Source organism: Winogradskya consettensis (assembly GCF_018332715.1).
Classification (GTDB): domain Bacteria; phylum Actinomycetota; class Actinomycetes; order Mycobacteriales; family Micromonosporaceae; genus Actinoplanes; species Actinoplanes consettensis.
On record NZ_BOQP01000027.1, the window covers coordinates 292,182 to 308,447 of the forward strand.

Below are 16,266 nucleotides of genomic sequence, written 5' to 3' on the forward strand. Positions count from 1 at the left end.
GGAACGGCGATGGTCCTTGCCCAGGTACCCGTGAACCGCCAGACAACCGTGGTCGAGGCACTTCGCCTGCGCAGGGACGCGACCCTGGCCGCCTCCGACGGGGGCGTGCTGACGTTGCGGCAGAGCCGGTTCGAGCTGATGATGACCCGGCCGGGCGTCGGGCGCAGAGCTCTGCTGCTACGCCTCGCCGACCACTGGGTCAGCCACCTCGACGCCACCCGGCTGGTGGCGGAGATCGAGGGCGAGGCCCAGATCATGCCGGCCCAGGTGCTGCTGCGCCGCCTCGTGCTGAACTGCTGGCTCGACCGCCGCCTGCTGTTGCCCGACCGGCCGTTGCTGGAGGTCATGCCCAAGGGGCTCGGCCGGTGGGGAGCGGAGACGCAGCGCCGCCATCAGCCCGGGGAGGCGTACAAGGTGTCGCGGTTCGTGTCGTTGCGCGGCGAGGACGGGAGGATGGTCGCGCAGTCACCGCTGTCCACCATCGCGATCGGGCTGCCCGACCGGCGGGTCCTCGGCGCGTTGAACGACGCGGTGGGGCAGGACGGCTGTGACAGCGCCACGTTCGGCGCCGCGGCGGGTCTCGACGAGACGACCGCGGGCCGGCTGCTCGACGAGCTGCTCACCGCCGGGGTGATCGTCGCCATCGCCGATCAGCGGGCCGAGAGCACGCAGCCACCGCAGGCACTCTGGTCGGCTGAGGACCTCGGCCTGCACGGCCGGTCCCGGCCCGGGCGCCATGCCCTGCCCATCGGCGGGACGTACCGCTTCGCCGGCAGCTTCCCGGCCGAGCCGTTACGCGCCACGTTCCCCGGCCGGCCGGTGGTGCCGCTACCGGTGCCCGATCCGGTCCGGATCTCCGGCTCGGATCCGTCGTTCTCGGCGGTGCTCGACGCGCGCCGCACGATCCGCGATCACGACGCGGAGCACCCGATCACCCTGGACCAGCTCGCCGAGTTCCTGTTCCGGGTGCAGCACACCACCGACATCCGGGAGCTGGACGGGTACGAGGTGGGCCGGCGCCCGTACCCCACCGGCGGCGGCATGTGCGAGCTGGAGCTGTACCCGATGGTCACCCGGTGCGAGGGCCTGGCGGGCGGGCTCTACCACTACGACAGTGTCGAGCATCGCCTCGAACTGGTCGCCGAGCACGACGCGAATGCCGACCGCCTGCTGGACTACGCCAGCGCCGCCGCCGCCATCCGGCAGCCGCCGCAGGTGCAGCTGGTGGTCACCGCCCGGATCCGTCGTCTCATGTGGAAGTACGAGGGACTCGGGTACGCGCTGATCCTCAAGAACGCCGGCCTGCTCACCGAGCTGATGTACCTGGTCGCCGCGGCGATGGGCCTCGCACCCTGCGCTCTGGGCGCGGGTGACTCGGCCGCGTTCGCGACCCTCGCCGGCCTGGACCCGCTGGTCGAGCCGAGCGTCGCCGACTTCCTGCTGGGCTCGAGGGCCGCCGCATGATGTTCCGGCGGCAGGCGCTGCGCCGGCTGGAGGCGCCGGAGGAGCTCGACGAGGTGGTCCGGCTGGCGACCGTGCCGGGGTGGCTGCTCACCATCGCGCTGCTGATCACCACGGGTACGGCCGGCGCGTGGGCGGTTCTCGGCACCGTCGAGCGTACGGTCCGGGCCGTCGGGGTGCTGGTGCACTCCAACGGCGTCTCAGGGCTCGACGCCACGTCCAGCGGGCAGATCGTCAAGGTGTGGACCGCGGCCAACGTACGGATCACGAAGGGCACACCCATCTACAGCGCCCAGCGCTCCGACGGGACCGTGCAGACCGTCGCGGCGCCGTGGGACGCGTACGTGGTCAGCCTCGCCATCAACGAGGGTCAGCTCGTACAGCCCGGCACCCGGGTCGCCGAGATGGAACGGCTCGACACCCCCGGCGACGCGTTGCAGGCGGTGGTCTTCGTCCCGGCCCGCTCGGCGCCGTTGCTGCGGATCGGGAACACGGTCGCCGTCGCCGCGGCCGCCGCACCGTCGCCGGTCTTCGGCACGATGGTCGGCATCGTCACGTCGGTCGGTGCCTTCCCGGAGACCCCGGAGTCGCTGCGGGCCTTCCTCGGCGGCGGACCCGACGTGCAGTCCCTGCTCGGTGGCGGCAGCGTGGTGCGGGTCGTGGTCCCGCTCACCACCGATACCGCGTCGCCGAGCGGGCTGGCGTGGACGAAGGCGTCACCACCCTTCCAGCTCAACTCGACCAGCGAGATCTCGGCCGTGTTCACCATCGCCCGGGAGCACCCGATCTCCTGGCTGCTCGGATGAGCGCCCCGGCGGCTGCGGCACGCCCGTCCACCCGGCGCGTCCGCACGCCCACGGTGATCCAGATGGAGGCCGTCGAGTGCGGTGCGGCGTCGCTCGGCATCGTGCTCGCCCACTTCGGCCGGCATGTTCCGCTCGAGGAGTTACGCCAGACCTGCGGGGTCAGCCGGGACGGGTCGACGGCGGTGAGCGTGCTCAAGGCCGCGCGGACGTACGGGCTGGAGGCCAAGGGTTTCCAGATGGACGTCGGCGCGCTGGCCAAGACCGACCTGCCCGTGATCCTGTTCTGGCGGTTCGCCCATTTCCTGGTGCTGGAGGGGTTCGGGCGCCGGGTGCACCTCAACGACCCGGCCACCGGGCCACGCACCACCAGCTGGGAGGACTTCGACGGCTCGTACACCGGCGTGGCCCTGACCCTGCGCCCGGGCCCGGACTTCCGGCGCGGCGGTTCCCGGTACAGCGTCTTCCGGGCGCTCGGCGCGCGGTGGCGCAACCTCGGCTCGATCCTGCCGCAGGTTCTGCTGCTCGGCATCGTGATCGCGCTCGTCGGCCTCACCATGCCCGCGATGACCACGGTTTTCGTCGACCGGGTGCTGCTCGGGGACGGTCACGGAGCGCTGACCGGTCTGGTCCTGGCCATGGCCGTCGCGGTCGTGCTGACCCTGCTCGCCGGGCTGCTGCAACAGCGGTTACTGGTACGGGCGGAGGCCGCCGTCGCGCTGGGCAGCGCGGCCCGCTTCATGCGCCACCTGCTCAGGATGCCGCTGTCGTTCTTCGATCAGCGCCAAGCTGCCGATCTGACCAACCGGGTCCGCAGCAACGACACCGTCGCCGCGCTGTTCACCCGCCGGGTCGCGGTCACCGTCGTGGACCTGCTGCTGATCATCACGTACGGGCTCCTGCTCTGCCGCTACGACGTCGTGCTCGGGCTCTGCGCGGTCGCGTTCTCGGGCGTCAACGTGGCGGTGCTGCGCTACGTCTCGGCACAGCGCACCAGCGCCGTCGCCGGGATGGCCGCCGACCGGGGCAAACTGTTCGGCACTGTCTACACGACCATTCAGATGATCGAGTCGATCAAGGCGGCGGGGGAGGAGCAGAAGGGGTTCCAGCGCTTCGCCTCCCGGGGCGCGGCCGTCATCGCCGGTCAGCAGAAGCTCGGCGTGCCGACCGCCGCTCTCGCCGTCGTCCCGGCGGTGATCGCGTCGCTCAACACCGCGGTGCTGCTCAGCGTCGGTAGTTACCGCGTGCTGGCCGGCAGCCTCTCCGTCGGGATCCTGCTCGCCATGCAGGGGCTCACCGCGATGATGAACCGGCCGGTTGCGGGCCTCACCGCGCTGGGTTCGCAGTTGCAGGACATGAGCGCCGACCTGAGCCGGCTGCGGGACGTGGAGAACTACCCCCTGCCCCCACCGGCCGCGCCGCGCGGCGAGTTCGCGCCGATGGAGGGTCACCTGCGCCTGCGCGGGGTGACGTTCGGGTACAACCCGCTGGCCGCACCGCTCGTGGAACGTTTCGATCTGGACGTGGCGCCCGGTGCCCGGGTCGCACTCGTCGGTGGCTCGGGCAGCGGCAAGTCGACGGTGGGGCGGCTCGTGGCCGGGTTGTACGAGCCGTGGTCCGGTGAGATCACGGTCGACGGCCGGCGGCGCGACGACATCGACCCGGACCTGTGGGCTGCCACCGTCGCGCTGGTGGACCAGGATCAGTTGCTGTTCGAGGGCACGGTCCGGGACAACATCACGCTGTGGGACCCGACCGTCCCCGACGAGGTGGTCATCGAGGCGCTCACCGACGCCGGTCTGTACGCCGAGGTGGCCTGCCGTCCGGGCGGCCTGGCCAGCCGGGTGACGGAAGGTGCCAAGAACTTCTCCGGCGGTCAGCGCCAGCGTCTGGAGATCGCGCGGGCCCTGGTGCGCCAGCCGAGCGTCCTCATCCTGGACGAGGCGACCAGCGCGCTGGACGCGGAGACCGAACGGCTGATCGACCACAACCTGCGCCGGCGCGGAGCCACCTGCCTCGTGGTGGCGCACCGGCTCTCGACCATCCGCGACGCCGATCTGATCGTGGTGCTCGACCGCGGCGGCGAGGCAGAGCGTGGCAGCCACGAGGAACTGATGGCAGCCGACGGGATCTACGCGGGCCTGGTCCGCGACCAGTAAGGGGTTCGCCATGTTGGAGCGTGACTGGGACCGGCTGTTCGGCCACGGCGAAGCGGAGCAGGGCCGCTCCGTGGCGCTCGGCGGCGTGCATCCCGCTTTTCTGGTCGACGGCCCCGCCGACCTCTTCGCCGTCCGGGAGAGCGAGGCGGGTACACCGTCGCGCCGCCACTTCGTCGCCCGGCTACCCCGTTACAGTCTGGTGCCGAGCGGCGAGCCGGCCGGTCCGTGGCGGCTGATCCTGGTTCCGCTGCCGGGAACCTCCGTGCGCCACCTCACCCGGGAACGGCTCGAACTGGCCGAACGCTCGGCCGCCGCCCCGGAGACGGTGACGGCCGCCCGTGCGCTGGCGGCGGCCGTCGATCTGATGCTGCTCACCGTCGCCGACGCCGTCCGTGACGGCAGCAACCCCCGGGGTGCGAAGACCCTCGTCCCGGGCGGCTCGGTCACCCTTGCCGCCGGTGAGGCCCTGACGACGAACAACGAGATCCGATGGGTACGCCCGGACGGCGGCCGCCTGGTCCACAACGGCGGAACCGCGGGCACGATCGGCGACGGTGAACTGGTCCCGCTCGCCGGCCGGGACTGGGTCGTCGCGCAGAGCCCGTGCACGGTCCTGGACCGCTCGACGTGGCAACTGCTCGTCGCGGGGGATCTGCTCCCCGCCCTCGACGCCCACGTGCGCCGGCTGCTCGGCGTCGTCGAGGACCGGGTGGAGCGGCTGGCGATCCGGTTCGTCGGCGGTATCGGTGAACGTAAGCGGGAGAATGCCGCCTCGCTGCGGGGCGCCGCCCGTACGGCTCTGCGGGTCGTCGGTGGAGGCGCGGACGTGCCCGACGACGACCATGAGTACCGCTTCGCGCGTTACCGCAGGGTCGCCGACATCCTGGAGATCGTGACCGGTGCCGACGACCCCGACGACGACAGCGCGGTCACCGTGGTCGAGCCGGCAGACCGGCGGCACCCGCCCACCGACGACCGGCAGGCGCTCGAAGCGGTCGCACGCAGCTCCGCGCTGCACGTACGCCCCGTGAAACTGCCGGGCCAATGGTGGCGGCACGACCTCGGGCCCCTCGTCGGCTGGCGCGACGGAACAGCGGTTGCGCTCCGGTTCCGCAGCGGTCGCTACCACGAGATCGACTCCCGGATGAGGACCGCGGCCCCGATCACCGCGGCGGCCGCCGCGGCGTTCGAGCCGTCGGCCGGACAGGTCCAGGCGCCACTGCCGAGACGGGCCTCCATGCGTGACGCACTACGCCTCGGGCTGGGCGGCGGTGCCCGCGACCTGCGGGCGCTGCTCGCCGTCGGGCTGGTCGCGGCCACACTCGGCCTGGCCACCCCGATCGTGGTCGGGCGGGTGCTGGCGTCGGTGAGCGAGGCGGGCACCGGTACGGGCTTTCTCGGCCTGGCCGCCCTGCTGGTCTCCGCGGCGGTGGTGGCCGGGCTCGTCGGGATCACCCAGGGGTTGCGGCTGCTGCGCCTGGAGGGCCGCGCCGAGATCGGCACCCAGCTCGTGCTCTGGGACCGGCTGATGCGGCTCCCGGTGCGGTTCTTCCGCTCGACCAGCAGCGGCGAGCTCGCCAACGCGGTGCTCGGCATCTCGTTCGTCCGGCAGTCGCTGTCCGGTCTGCTCGCCCAGGCGGTCACCGCCTCGCTGACCGTGGTCGCCGAGCTGTCGTACATCTTCTGGGTCAGCGCCCCGCTCGGCCTCGGCTGCCTCACCGTCCTGGTCGTGGCGGTGCTGCTGGTATGGGTGTTCGGCGGGCTCGTCGTGCGCCGGCAGCGCCGTGCCCTGCCCGCGGAGCACCGCTCGGCGGCGCTGACCAACCAGCTGCTCGCCGGGATCACGAAGATCAAGCTGGCCCGTGCCGAGGACCGGGCGTTCAGCCGATGGGCGCAGAGCCACGCCCTGGCTCGCGCCGATCTCAATCGCGTCCGCAATGTGCAGAGCATCCTGATAGCGGTGGCGACGGTACTCCCGCTCGCCGGTCAGCTCGCTTTGTTCGCCATGCTCGAAGGCCCACTAGCCGGTCAGATCACGCCGGAACGGTTCTACTCGGTCAATGTGGCCTACACGCTGCTGCTCGGTGCGGTCCTCGTCGTCGTCGCCGGCAGCGTCGAGGTGCTCGCCGCCGTGCCGCGCCTGGAGGTGCTCGCGCCCGTGCTGGAGGCCGACCCGGAGCGGTTGCCGGACCGGGTCGACCCGGGCGACCTGCGCGGGGAGATCCACATCAACGACGTCACCTTCTCCTACCAGCCGGACGACCCGCCCGTGCTCAACGGTGTCTCGCTGCTGGTACGCCCCGGCGAGTTCGTCGCCGTGGTGGGGCCCAGCGGCTGCGGCAAGTCCACGATGCTGCGTCTGCTGCTGGGCTTCGAACAGCCGACCAGCGGTGCCGTGCTCTACGACGGTCAGGACCTCGCGGAGCTCGACGTGCAGGCCGTGCGGCGCCAGTGCGGGGTGGTGCTGCAGGACGGCATGCTCTTCGCCGGCAGCCTGCGGGAGAACATCGCGGGTGCGGGCAACTACCCGCTGGAACGGCTCTGGGAAGCGGCCCGGATGGCCGGGCTCGACGGTGACATCGCCGGCTTCCCGATGGGCATGGGCACCAACGTGCCGTTCGGCGGCGGGACACTGTCGGTGGGCCAGCGGCAGCGGGTACTCATCGCGCGGGCGCTGGTCGACCGGCCCCGGATGTTGTTCTTCGACGAGGCCACCAGCGCCCTCGACAACCGTACGCAGGAGATAGTCACCAGAAGCACCCGGGCGCTGGCGGCCTCCCGCATCGTCATCGCGCACCGCCTCTCGACGGTGATGAACGCGGACCGCATCGTCGTGATGGACCGGGGCGTCGTGGTGCAGGACGGCACCTACCCGGAGCTGATGGCCGACCGGGACGGGCTGTTCCACCGCCTCGCCCGGCGGCAGCTCCTGGTCGCCCCGGAGCACACGCCGGACGGTGCGGAGCTGCCGCGCCCCGCCGAGCACGGCGTCTGAGCGTTCAGCCGATGTCGATCGTGGGGCTGCCGTGGGGGTGCAACGGGCTCTCACCGCCCCACTCCGCGAGCAGGTCCGGCATCGCGGTCGGGCCGAAATTCTCCAGCGCCACCCGGAAGGCCTCGGTGAGCAGCCCGATCATGCTGTTGGTCAGCAGGTCGGTCCTGGTGTCCAGCTCGTCCCAGGTGGACATGGCGCCGGCGCGCAGGGTGGGCGTGGCGCTGACGATCCGCTGACCGGTGGAGCGGACCAGGTCCTCGGCGATCAGCCGCAGCCGGTCGAGGACCTCGGAGAGCATCTGCAACGATGGCACGGTGTGCACGCCGGCCCGGTTGAGGCCGACCACCGAGCGCATGAGCCGGCTCCGGACCATCTCCACGCTGCCGTTCTCGCCCCTGACGAGGACACCGTGCCGGGCCAGGGCGTGCACCAGGCCGGGCTGCTCGCGCCCGAGGCGCTGCAGCAGCAGTTCCAGCGCCTCACCGGCCGGCTCCGGGCTGCGTACGCCGAGGATCGCCTCGATCGCGACCAGGTTGTAGCCCTGCCGTTGCAGCGACTTGATGGCCTCGAGCCGCCGGACGTGGCTCTCGTCGTAGTACGCGGTCCGGCCCCGGCGGATCGGCGCGCTGAGCAGCGACCGGGTCTGATGGGCGCGGATGTTGCGTGGCGACATGCCGACCTTCGAGGCCAGCTCCTCCACGGTGTAACGGGAACCTTCGGCCGCCATGGACCCTCCGAATCGTGTTCGCTTGCTTGCGCAGCGTAAGTTCCGGAGTGGGGGAGGGGCATCCCTCAAATCGTCCACTAAAAGTCTGACAGGGTCGGCTATGGCGAAATCCATTCGCCTTCGCTAATGTCATGGGCTTCAATGTGCGATGCGGCCGGCAACCATTGCACCGATCCGCCCGTAACGGTTCGTACGGCCTGCGCAGCTCCGTAGAACCCGGCTTTGCGCGCCGTCGCGCGGCGCACGATATGGCTTCCATCATCCCTTGAGGAGGAAGCCATGGATCCCGGAGACCGTGCGGTGTTCATCGCCGCGTACGGGCGGCTCGTGGTCGAGGTGTGGTCCGACCCGGCCCGCGAGGAGTTGCTCGAACGCGACCCCCGGCAGTTGCTCACCGAGTACGGCATCGCCGTGCCCGACGACGTTCCCGTCACCGTGCGCCGCGACGCAGGCGACGCCGAACCCGATCTGGAAACCCAGGTGGAGGCGTGGAAGCACGCGTCCGACCTCGGGGAACTCGTGCTGTTCGTGCCCGCTTTGGAGTCCGGCGGCGAGATCGAGATCGACGAACGCGAGCTGGAGAACGTCGTGGCCGGCCTCGAGCCCGGCACCGCCTGCTGCTGCCCCTGCTGTTGCACCTGAACGTGTAATCCGCGGGGCGCCGCAAACCGATGACGGCAGCGCCTTCTGCCGTTCCGGTTCGACACCCGCCAATTCTCGTAACGTCTGCAACCACCAAGCCACCGCATTCGAAAGAGGGTTCCGATGTCCGACGCCGAGCACACCGAGTTCACCCGCAAATACGTCGACCTGCTGGTGAAGGTCTGGCGCGACGACGCCGAGCAGGCGCAGCTTCTCGCCGATCCGACCGCCTACGCCATCGCCGCCGGCCTGCCCGTCGCCCCGGGGGACACGGTCGCGCTGGACCGCTCCGAGCTCGAGCACCTGCCGACCCGTGCCGACGTTCTGAGCCAGTGGAACGAGAGCGCCTCCACGCACATCCTGATCGTCCCGGCGACGCCGCTCATCGACACCGCCGAGCTCAGCGAGGCCGAGCTCGACCTGGCGGCGGCGGTGGCGGACAACAACGTCAACGTCTCGCTCTGCATCTTCGCCGAGACCGCCTGACATCGCACGCGGCGGGCCGCCCCCGGGCGGCCCGCCGGGCACCCCGGAAGGAGGACCGGCGCCATGACCATCGTCCGTGGCATCAACACCTACCGCAGCACCACCGCCGAGCAGACCTGGGAACGGATCCGGCCCCTGCTGCCCGCGATCGGCATCACCCGCGTCGCGGACCTCACCGGGCTCGACGACATCGGCCTGCCGTCGCACGCCGCCTACCGGCCCGTCAGCCGCACGCTGACGGTCAGCCTCGGCATCGGGCTGACGGCGACACCCTCGAAGGTCAGCGCCGCGATGGAGGGCGCGGAGGCATGGCACGCGGAGAACCCCGTGCTGCCGATCGTCGCACGATGCCCGGCCGACGAGCTCGAGCTGCCCTATCGCGTACGCGACCTGCAACTGGCCCTGCGGTCCCCGCTCACCGGCGGCACCGTCCTGGACTGGGTGGCCGGCCGGGGGCTGCTCACCGGCCGGACGGTCCCGGTGCCGCTGGAGACCGTGCGGCTCGACTTCACCGCCCGCCGTGACTGGGCCCGGGTCCTGTTCCGCCCGACCAGCAACGGTCTCGCCGCCGGCAACACCCTCGCTGAGGCGACCCTGCACGGCCTGCAGGAGCTCATCGAACGCGAATGCGTCACCGAGTACACCGAGGCCCCGGTCGCCCAGCGGCGATACGTGGACCCGGACGAGGTCACCATGCCCGGCACCCGGGCCATCGTGGCGGCGCTGCGCGCGGCGGACTGCTGGACCGAGGTCTGCGACATCACCGACGATCTCGGCGTCGCCTGCTACGGCGCCACGATCTGGTCGCCGAGCCTGCCGCTGGTCTTCGGCGGCTTCGGCTGCCACGTCGAGCCGGGCATCGCCGTCGGTCGCGCCCTCGCCGAGGCCGTCCAGTCCCGGATGGCCGCGGTCTCCGGCGTCCGCGACGACATCCACCCCCGCGTGTACGAGCTGGCCGATCCCCTCGCCCGCCCGCCCGTCGACCTCGACCGCACGATCCGGCCGCTGCGCCCGTCCCCCGAGCTGCCGGACAGCATCGACGAGGTCATCACCGACTACGCCACCCGGGTGTACGCCCGCACCGGCGTCGAGCCCTTCGTCGTCGACCTCACCCATGAGGAGCTCGGGTTGCCGGTCTGCAAGGTGTACGCCCCGGGGCTGCGGATGTTCCAGGACTCCAAGGTGAGCAGGCCGGGCCGATGACCGACTACGTCTTCGTCGGGCCCTCGCTCGACCGCGGCTCCGTGACCGGGCTGCTGCCCGGTGCGGTGGTCCGCCCACCCGTCGCACACGGCGACCTGCAGGCACTCCCGCTGACCGCCGGCGATCGGGTCCTGCTCATCGACGGCCTGTTCATGCAGACCGCCCCGGTCCGGCACCGCGAGATCCTGGCGCTGCTCGAACGGGGCATCACCGTTGCCGGCAGCAGCAGCATGGGTGCCCTGCGCGCCGCCGAACTGTGGCGCTTCGGGATGCGCGGCGTCGGTGAGATCTTCCGTCTGTACGCGGAGGGCGTCATCGACGGTGACGACGAGGTGGCGATGGCCTACGCCCCCGCGGATGAGGGATACCGGGCGCTGAGCCAGCCGCTCGTGACCATCCGGCTGGCCCTGCGTGACGCCTGCTCGGCCGGTGTGATCACCCCTGACGAGGAAACCGCTCTGCTGGAACGTGCCCGCGCCGTGCCGTTCCGGGCGCGGGGATACCGGGTCTTCCGTCCCGGCCGCTCCTCCGGCGAGCAGCGGTTCCTCGGCTGGCTCGCGGACAACCCGCACGACGCCAAGGCCGCCGATGCCCGGCTCCTGCTGCGCAGTGCCGCCACGCTGACCCCGCCCGGCCCGGCCGACGCACCCGTCGCCCACGTCGACTCGAGCTTCTACAAGGCCTGGCAGGTCCGCAACACCAGCCGCAGCTACGACGGCACCACCGTCACCGACCACGACCTCATCACCGTGATCATGCTGCTGCATCCCGAATACCCGGCGCTGCACCGGCGGGACACCCTCGCGAACGTCGCCGGCGTGGCCCCGGAGAACCCGGACGTCGAGCGCCTCGCCCTTGCCGCAGCCCGGCAACGGGGCGGCCTCGGCCACGACTGGGCACCCGAACCCGGCCTCGACGACGCCGAACGGACCCTGCGGACGCTCGCCCGTGGCTTCGGAACCTTCGGCGACCAGGCCATCGCCGCGCAGATGCTGCCCGCCGTCCTCGGCGACGAGCGCACCCTGCGGGCCGCCGCCGCGTTCGTCGCCGAAGCCGAGCTGGTCAACGCCGGGCTGCCGCGGCCCGACCCGCACCTGCCGGAACGCAACCGGTTCAGCGACCGGCGCATCGACGAGACGTACGCCCGGATCTGGGGCATCGCCCCCGCCGATCTGGAACCGGTCGTCTGGGACCGGGGGCTGCGCAGCCTCGAAGAATTTCGCACCGTCGCCGAACCGCTCGTCGCGGGCCTGCGGCTGTTCGGTGCACCCCGCTTTCCGAGGACGGAGTCCTGATGGCCAAGGTCGCCCTGCTCTACCCGCCGATCACCGATCCCACATCCGGCTACCACAGCCTGAGTTACATCGACTCGTACGCCCGGGCGCAGGGCCATCCGGCCGCGGACCTCATCGACGTCAACATCGAGGCGTTCCACCACTCGTACTCCCCGGCCGGGCTCGCCTGGCTGGACCAGGAGCTCGCCGGGCCGCACGAATACCTGGACCACGGCGGGTACCGGCTCGACAAGGACCTCGTCTCCGCGCACCTGCTGCGCATCGGCGAGCCCGATCCGGAACGGGTCCGCGCCGCGGTCGCCACGTTGCAGGACCCGGTCCGCTTCTACGACTACAACCAGTACCAGGACGCGGTCGAAGGCATCGTCGGGTGGATGAACACGCTGTCCACCACCGGTTTCCCCGGCCAGTTCCGGGAAGGCTTCCACCTGGAGGCGCCGCCGCCGATCGGGATCGGCTCGGTACGCGCGCTCACCAGCCACACTCTGCTAGAGCGGCTCAGCCGGCCGTACCAGTCGTACTACGAGAACGTTCTTCTGCCACGCCTGACGCGCGGCGGGTACGACATCATCGGGATCAACATCACGTACCAGTGGCAACTGCCGTTCTCCTTGTGGCTCGCGCACCTCGTGCGTACGGCCATGCCCGATGTCTTTGTCGTCGCCGGCGGGACCGAGGTCTCCGACGTCTGGAAGAACGCCGCCGAACGGGACATGGTCTTCCGGGTCTTCAACGACATCGACGCGATCGTGGTCGGCGAGGGCGAGACCGCCTATGTGGAACTGCTCGAAGCGCTCGACGCGGGCCGGCTGCCGGTGACCCACCCCAACATCCGGCTGCACCCCAAATACGGTGCGATCCGCCCGCTGCCGATGCTGCACTACGAAAAGCTCGCTACCGTACCCACCCCCGACTTCAGCCGGCTCCCGTGGGATCAGTATCTGAGCCCGGAACGGTTCGTCTACTACTCGCCGAGCCGCGGCTGCTACTGGAACAAGTGCACGTTCTGCGACTACGGGCTGAACACCGACGGCCCGACCAGCCCGTGGCGCCAGGACACCGTCGACACGATGATCAGGGACGTCACCGAACTGTCGAAGTTCGCCAAGTTCATCTACTTCTCCGTCGACGTGCTCGCTCCCGCCACCATCCTGCGCTTCGCCGAACAGGTCGTCGACCGCGGCATCGACCTGCGCTGGGGAGCCGAGATCAGGCTCGAGAAATACTGGTCCGCCGAACGTTGCGCACTGCTCAAACGCAGCGGGTGCACGGCGATCTCGGTCGGCTTCGAATCGGCCAACCAGCGCATCCTCGACCTCATCGACAAGGGCACCAAGCCGGCACAGGTAAAGCAGACGATCGCCGCGATGACCGGGGCCGGCATCGGCGTCCAGATGATGGGCTTCACCGGGTTCCCCACGGAGACCCGCGAGGAAGCCCTCGACAGCATCAACTTCCTGGTCGACAACCGCGACCTGTGGACCTTCGGCGGCCTCGGCGACTTCGTGCTCACCCCCGGAGCCATCGTCGCCAAACAGCCGGACCGCTTCGGCATCAGCAACCTGCGCCGCCCCACCGGTGGGGACGTGGCCCCGGTGCTGCTCTACGACGAGCCCATCACCGAAGCGGTGCACGACGAGATCATCGAGGCCAAGAAGCAACTGAACCAGGGCCACTACGACCGGCCCTGGCTCGGCTCGGTCGACACACCGCACTCGTTCTTCTACCACGACCGCTTCGGCACCGGGGTACGCCGGCACCTCGACGAGGAGAGCGCCCTGAAGCCGGCTGACGAGGACCGTGCGTTCGTCCTCAACGGCGAGTTCATCCCCGAACCCGACCCGGCTGTGCTCGGCAGGTACTGCGAGTTGTACGGCGTACCCCGCCAGGCCCTTCCCGCGGGCCGCCTCACCTTCCGCCGTACGGACGGGCGCATCTTCCTGCTCCCGCCCGCCACCCGGCTGTTCCTGAAGCTCTTCGCCGAGCCGTCGACGCTGGCGGACGCCCGAGCGCGGGCCTGGATCCTGGCCTCCTCGGACACCGGCAAGACGTGGCAGACGCTCGTGAACCTCCGCCTGATCCGCCGGGACGCGGACCCGGCGTCAGAGGAGGGACGTCACCGCCGCGAACTGCGAGTCGTGCCAGACGAGGGGCCTGCGGCTGGGGTCGGCGTCCATCGAGACCACCTTGAGCAGGACGATCAGGTGGTCGCCGCCGGGTGAGACGCTTTCCGTCTCGCATTCGAAGCGGGCTGCCGCGTCGGTGAGGAGCAGCGCGCCCCGGGCCGTCTCGTCGAATTTGGCGTCGGCGAAGCGGTCGCGGGTGCGGCTGGCCAGTTGGCGGCCGAGCCAGGCGTGCTCCTCGGTGAGGACGCTGACGCCGATCGTGTCGGCGGTGCTCAGCACGGGCCAGGTGCGGGACCCGGCGTCGATGCAGAGCGCGAGCAGCGGCGGGTCGAGCGACACCGACACGAACGCGCTGACGGCGAGGCCGACCGGTGCGCCGTCGATCTGTGCGGCCACCGCCATCACGCCCCGGGGGTACAGGGTGAAGGCCTTGCGGAGCTCGTCAGTCACGGGGACCCGCCACCCATTGCCCGTTGGCGGTGATCGTCACGTCGACGTTGCCGCGCAGGGCGTTGGAGTACGGGCAGACCCGGTCGGCCTCGGTGGCCAGCTCGACGGCCTGCGCGGGGTCGGTGACGCCGGGGATGGTCACGGCCAGCGTCGCGCCGATGCGGAAGCTGCCGTCGTCGACGGACGAGAGCGAGACCTCGGAGTCGACGCTGGTCGCGCCGAGGTCGACGCGGGCCCGGCGGGCGACGGTGGCCAGGGCGCCCTCGAAACAGGCGGCGTAGGCCACGGCGAACAGCTGCTCGGGGTTGGTGCCCGGGCCGTTGGTCGCCGGGCGGGACAGGTCGACGTCGAGATGGCCGTCGTCGCTGCGGCCGTGGCCGTTGCGCCCTCCCTCGACGTGGGCCTTCGCGGTGTAGATGTGCGGCATGGTCTCTCCTGGAACGATGGGGATCAGAACGGGTAGCGGGCGATCTCGGGCTGGCTGGTGAGCCATTGCTGCTCGGTGAAGGCCTCGGCGTTGTAGCGGCTGGAGCCCACGCGGCTGCCGTTGCCGGAGGCGCGGACGCCGCCGAACGGCTGCAGGACGTCGTCGACCAGGGTCTGGTCGTTGACGTGGACGTTGCCGCTGACGATGCGGTCGGCGAACGCCAGCCCGCGGCCGACGTCACCGGTCAGGACGCCCGCCGACAGGCCGTACTCGGTGCCGTTGGTGAGCTCGACCGCCTCGTCGACGTCGGCGAACGTCGTGACCGGGGCGACCGGTCCGAAGATCTCCAGGTCGTAGGCGCTCATGCCGGGCCGGACCCCGGAGAGCACGGTGGGGGAGTAGAACAGGCCGTCGTAGGTGCCGCCGGTGACGACGGTCGCGCCCGCTGCCTGCGTGTCGGTGACGATTTTGTGTACGGAGTCACGTTGCCGCACGTCGATGATGGGTCCGATCGCGACGGACGGGTCCAGCGCGGCGTTGCCGATCCGCAGGGCGCTCGCGCGGGCGGCGAGGCGGGCGACGTACTCGTCGGCGATGGACTCGTGGACGAGGTGCCGGCTGGACGACATGCAGATCTGTCCCGCGTGCATGAACGATCCCCACGCCCCGGCACCGGCCGCGGCGTCGAGGTCGGCATCGTCGAGGACGACGAGCGCGGAGTTCCCGCCGAGTTCGAGATGGACCCGCTTGAGGTGCTTCGCGGCCTGGACGGCGATCGAGCGCCCGGCGGCGGTCGAGCCGGTGAAAGCGATGATGGGTACGTCCGGATGGTCGACGATGGCGGCACCCAGCGCGCCGTCGCCGGGGAGCACGGCGAGCACGTCCTGCGGTAGTCCCGCCTGGAACAGGGCCTCGGCGATGATCGTGCCGCCGCTGACCGCCGTGCGGGGATCGGGCTTGACCACGACGCTGTTGCCGACGGCGAGGGCCGGGGCGATGCTGCGCAGGGCGAGGTACAGCGGCGAGTTGAACGGCGCGATCACGCCGACGAGGCCGGCCGGGATGCGCCGGGAGATGCTGAGCCGGCCCCGCGGCGACGGGTACGTCTCGCCGGTCGGTTCCAGCGCCAGCCCGGCGGCGGCGTGCAGGGCCTGCGCGCTGATCGTCAGCTCGAACATCGCCTTGCCGACGGTGGCGCCACCCTCGCGGACGAGCCAGCCGGCCAGCTCCGGCAGGTTGGTCTCGATGAGGCGGCCGGCCTCGTGCAGGACGGCCGCGCGGTCGAAGGCGGGGCGGGCGGCCCACGCGCGCTGACCGGGGATGAGCCGGGCCACCGCCGCGGACAGGTCGCCGGCGGAGGCGGTGGCGATCCGGCCGAGGACGGCGCCGGTGGCGGGCTCGGTGATGTCGGCGGTGGACGTGGCCGGTTGCGCGGCGCCGGCGTACAGCACCTGGGGCATCCGGCCCGGGTCGAGAAGCGGCATCGCTGTCC

At 71.2% G+C, this 16,266-nt stretch carries 13 protein-coding genes; 9 read left to right on the top strand and 4 right to left on the bottom strand.

Annotation, left to right across the window (positions count from 1 at the left end; all coding sequences use genetic code 11):
- Positions 1-9 precede the first annotated feature (9 nt).
- From Aco04nite_RS25180 to Aco04nite_RS25195, 4 genes are read left to right on the top strand one after another with little or no spacing between them, the layout of a single operon-like run.
- Complete coding sequence (locus tag Aco04nite_RS25180; protein WP_212999716.1) at positions 10-1,464, top strand: SagB/ThcOx family dehydrogenase; 1,455 nt, start codon at positions 10-12, stop codon at positions 1,462-1,464.
- Positions 1,461-2,267, top strand: a complete 807-nt coding sequence (locus tag Aco04nite_RS25185) for an HlyD family efflux transporter periplasmic adaptor subunit (RefSeq protein ID WP_212999717.1) — start codon at positions 1,461-1,463, stop codon at positions 2,265-2,267. The genes Aco04nite_RS25180 and Aco04nite_RS25185 overlap by 4 nt, the downstream gene beginning before the upstream one ends.
- Entirely contained in the window at positions 2,264-4,423 is a 2,160-nt protein-coding gene (locus Aco04nite_RS25190) for an NHLP family bacteriocin export ABC transporter peptidase/permease/ATPase subunit (protein WP_212999718.1), read from the top strand. The genes Aco04nite_RS25185 and Aco04nite_RS25190 overlap by 4 nt, the downstream gene beginning before the upstream one ends.
- 10 nt (positions 4,424-4,433) lie before the next feature.
- Positions 4,434-7,418 (top strand): ATP-binding cassette domain-containing protein, encoded by a 2,985-nt coding sequence (locus Aco04nite_RS25195; RefSeq protein WP_212999719.1) that lies wholly within the window; start codon positions 4,434-4,436, stop codon positions 7,416-7,418.
- Positions 7,419-7,422: 4 nt separating this feature from the next.
- Here Aco04nite_RS25195 and Aco04nite_RS25200 read toward each other — a convergent pair whose 3' ends face one another.
- Positions 7,423-8,145 (bottom strand): MerR family transcriptional regulator, encoded by a 723-nt coding sequence (locus Aco04nite_RS25200; protein WP_212999720.1) that lies wholly within the window; start codon positions 8,143-8,145, stop codon positions 7,423-7,425.
- Positions 8,146-8,424: 279 nt separating this feature from the next.
- Here Aco04nite_RS25200 and Aco04nite_RS25205 point away from each other — a divergent pair, with 279 nt between their 5' ends.
- The 5 genes from Aco04nite_RS25205 to Aco04nite_RS25225 all read left to right on the top strand — a co-directional run bounded on the left by Aco04nite_RS25205 (position 8,425) and on the right by Aco04nite_RS25225 (position 13,993).
- Positions 8,425-8,787, top strand: a complete 363-nt coding sequence (locus Aco04nite_RS25205; RefSeq protein ID WP_212999721.1) for a hypothetical protein — start codon at positions 8,425-8,427, stop codon at positions 8,785-8,787.
- 123 nt (positions 8,788-8,910) lie between these two features.
- The gene (locus Aco04nite_RS25210; protein ID WP_203840211.1) at positions 8,911-9,273 is read left to right on the top strand and encodes a hypothetical protein; all 363 of its coding nucleotides are present in this window, start codon (positions 8,911-8,913) and stop codon (positions 9,271-9,273) included.
- Between the two features lie 63 nt (positions 9,274-9,336).
- The gene (locus Aco04nite_RS25215; protein WP_203840212.1) at positions 9,337-10,476 is read left to right on the top strand and encodes a YcaO-like family protein; all 1,140 of its coding nucleotides are present in this window, start codon (positions 9,337-9,339) and stop codon (positions 10,474-10,476) included.
- Positions 10,473-11,771 carry a TfuA-like protein gene (locus Aco04nite_RS25220; RefSeq protein WP_212999722.1) on the top strand — a complete coding sequence of 433 codons (1,299 nt, stop codon included), beginning with the start codon at positions 10,473-10,475 and terminating at the stop codon, positions 11,769-11,771. Before Aco04nite_RS25215 ends, Aco04nite_RS25220 begins: the two co-directional genes overlap by 4 nt.
- A complete protein-coding gene (locus Aco04nite_RS25225; RefSeq protein ID WP_212999723.1) occupies positions 11,771-13,993 on the top strand; it encodes a B12-binding domain-containing radical SAM protein in 2,223 nt (740 codons plus the stop codon). Before Aco04nite_RS25220 ends, Aco04nite_RS25225 begins: the two co-directional genes overlap by 1 nt.
- On the opposite strand, the gene Aco04nite_RS25230 is transcribed toward Aco04nite_RS25225, so the two are convergent.
- From Aco04nite_RS25230 to Aco04nite_RS25240, 3 genes are read right to left on the bottom strand one after another with little or no spacing between them, the layout of a single operon-like run.
- On the bottom strand, positions 13,874-14,347 hold the full coding sequence (locus Aco04nite_RS25230; protein ID WP_244876278.1) for a flavin reductase family protein: 474 nt from the start codon (positions 14,345-14,347) through the stop codon (positions 13,874-13,876). The genes Aco04nite_RS25225 and Aco04nite_RS25230 overlap by 120 nt on opposite strands.
- Positions 14,340-14,774, bottom strand: coding sequence for an organic hydroperoxide resistance protein (locus Aco04nite_RS25235; protein ID WP_203840215.1), 435 nt, complete (start codon positions 14,772-14,774; stop codon positions 14,340-14,342). Before Aco04nite_RS25235 ends, Aco04nite_RS25230 begins: the two co-directional genes overlap by 8 nt.
- A 23-nt stretch (positions 14,775-14,797) precedes the next feature.
- On the bottom strand, positions 14,798-16,258 hold the full coding sequence (locus Aco04nite_RS25240) for an aldehyde dehydrogenase family protein (protein ID WP_212999724.1): 1,461 nt from the start codon (positions 16,256-16,258) through the stop codon (positions 14,798-14,800).
- Between the last annotated feature and the right edge of the window lie 8 nt (positions 16,259-16,266).

What these genes read in the sequence shown, in the direction of transcription:
- Aco04nite_RS25180 (WP_212999716.1), top strand. Translation starts at nt 10, where the DNA reads ATGGTCCTTGCCCAGGTACCCGTGAACCGCCAGACAACCGTGGTCGAG.
- Aco04nite_RS25185 (WP_212999717.1), top strand. Translation starts at nt 1,461, where the DNA reads ATGATGTTCCGGCGGCAGGCGCTGCGCCGGCTGGAGGCGCCGGAGGAG.
- Aco04nite_RS25190 (WP_212999718.1), top strand. Translation starts at nt 2,264, where the DNA reads ATGAGCGCCCCGGCGGCTGCGGCACGCCCGTCCACCCGGCGCGTCCGC.
- Aco04nite_RS25195 (WP_212999719.1), top strand. Translation starts at nt 4,434, where the DNA reads ATGTTGGAGCGTGACTGGGACCGGCTGTTCGGCCACGGCGAAGCGGAG.
- Aco04nite_RS25200 (WP_212999720.1), bottom strand. Translation starts at nt 8,145, where the DNA reads ATGGCGGCCGAAGGTTCCCGTTACACCGTGGAGGAGCTGGCCTCGAAG.
- Aco04nite_RS25205 (WP_212999721.1), top strand. Translation starts at nt 8,425, where the DNA reads ATGGATCCCGGAGACCGTGCGGTGTTCATCGCCGCGTACGGGCGGCTC.
- Aco04nite_RS25210 (WP_203840211.1), top strand. Translation starts at nt 8,911, where the DNA reads ATGTCCGACGCCGAGCACACCGAGTTCACCCGCAAATACGTCGACCTG.
- Aco04nite_RS25215 (WP_203840212.1), top strand. Translation starts at nt 9,337, where the DNA reads ATGACCATCGTCCGTGGCATCAACACCTACCGCAGCACCACCGCCGAG.
- Aco04nite_RS25220 (WP_212999722.1), top strand. Translation starts at nt 10,473, where the DNA reads ATGACCGACTACGTCTTCGTCGGGCCCTCGCTCGACCGCGGCTCCGTG.
- Aco04nite_RS25225 (WP_212999723.1), top strand. Translation starts at nt 11,771, where the DNA reads ATGGCCAAGGTCGCCCTGCTCTACCCGCCGATCACCGATCCCACATCC.
- Aco04nite_RS25235 (WP_203840215.1), bottom strand. Translation starts at nt 14,774, where the DNA reads ATGCCGCACATCTACACCGCGAAGGCCCACGTCGAGGGAGGGCGCAAC.
- Aco04nite_RS25240 (WP_212999724.1), bottom strand. Translation starts at nt 16,258, where the DNA reads ATGCCGCTTCTCGACCCGGGCCGGATGCCCCAGGTGCTGTACGCCGGC.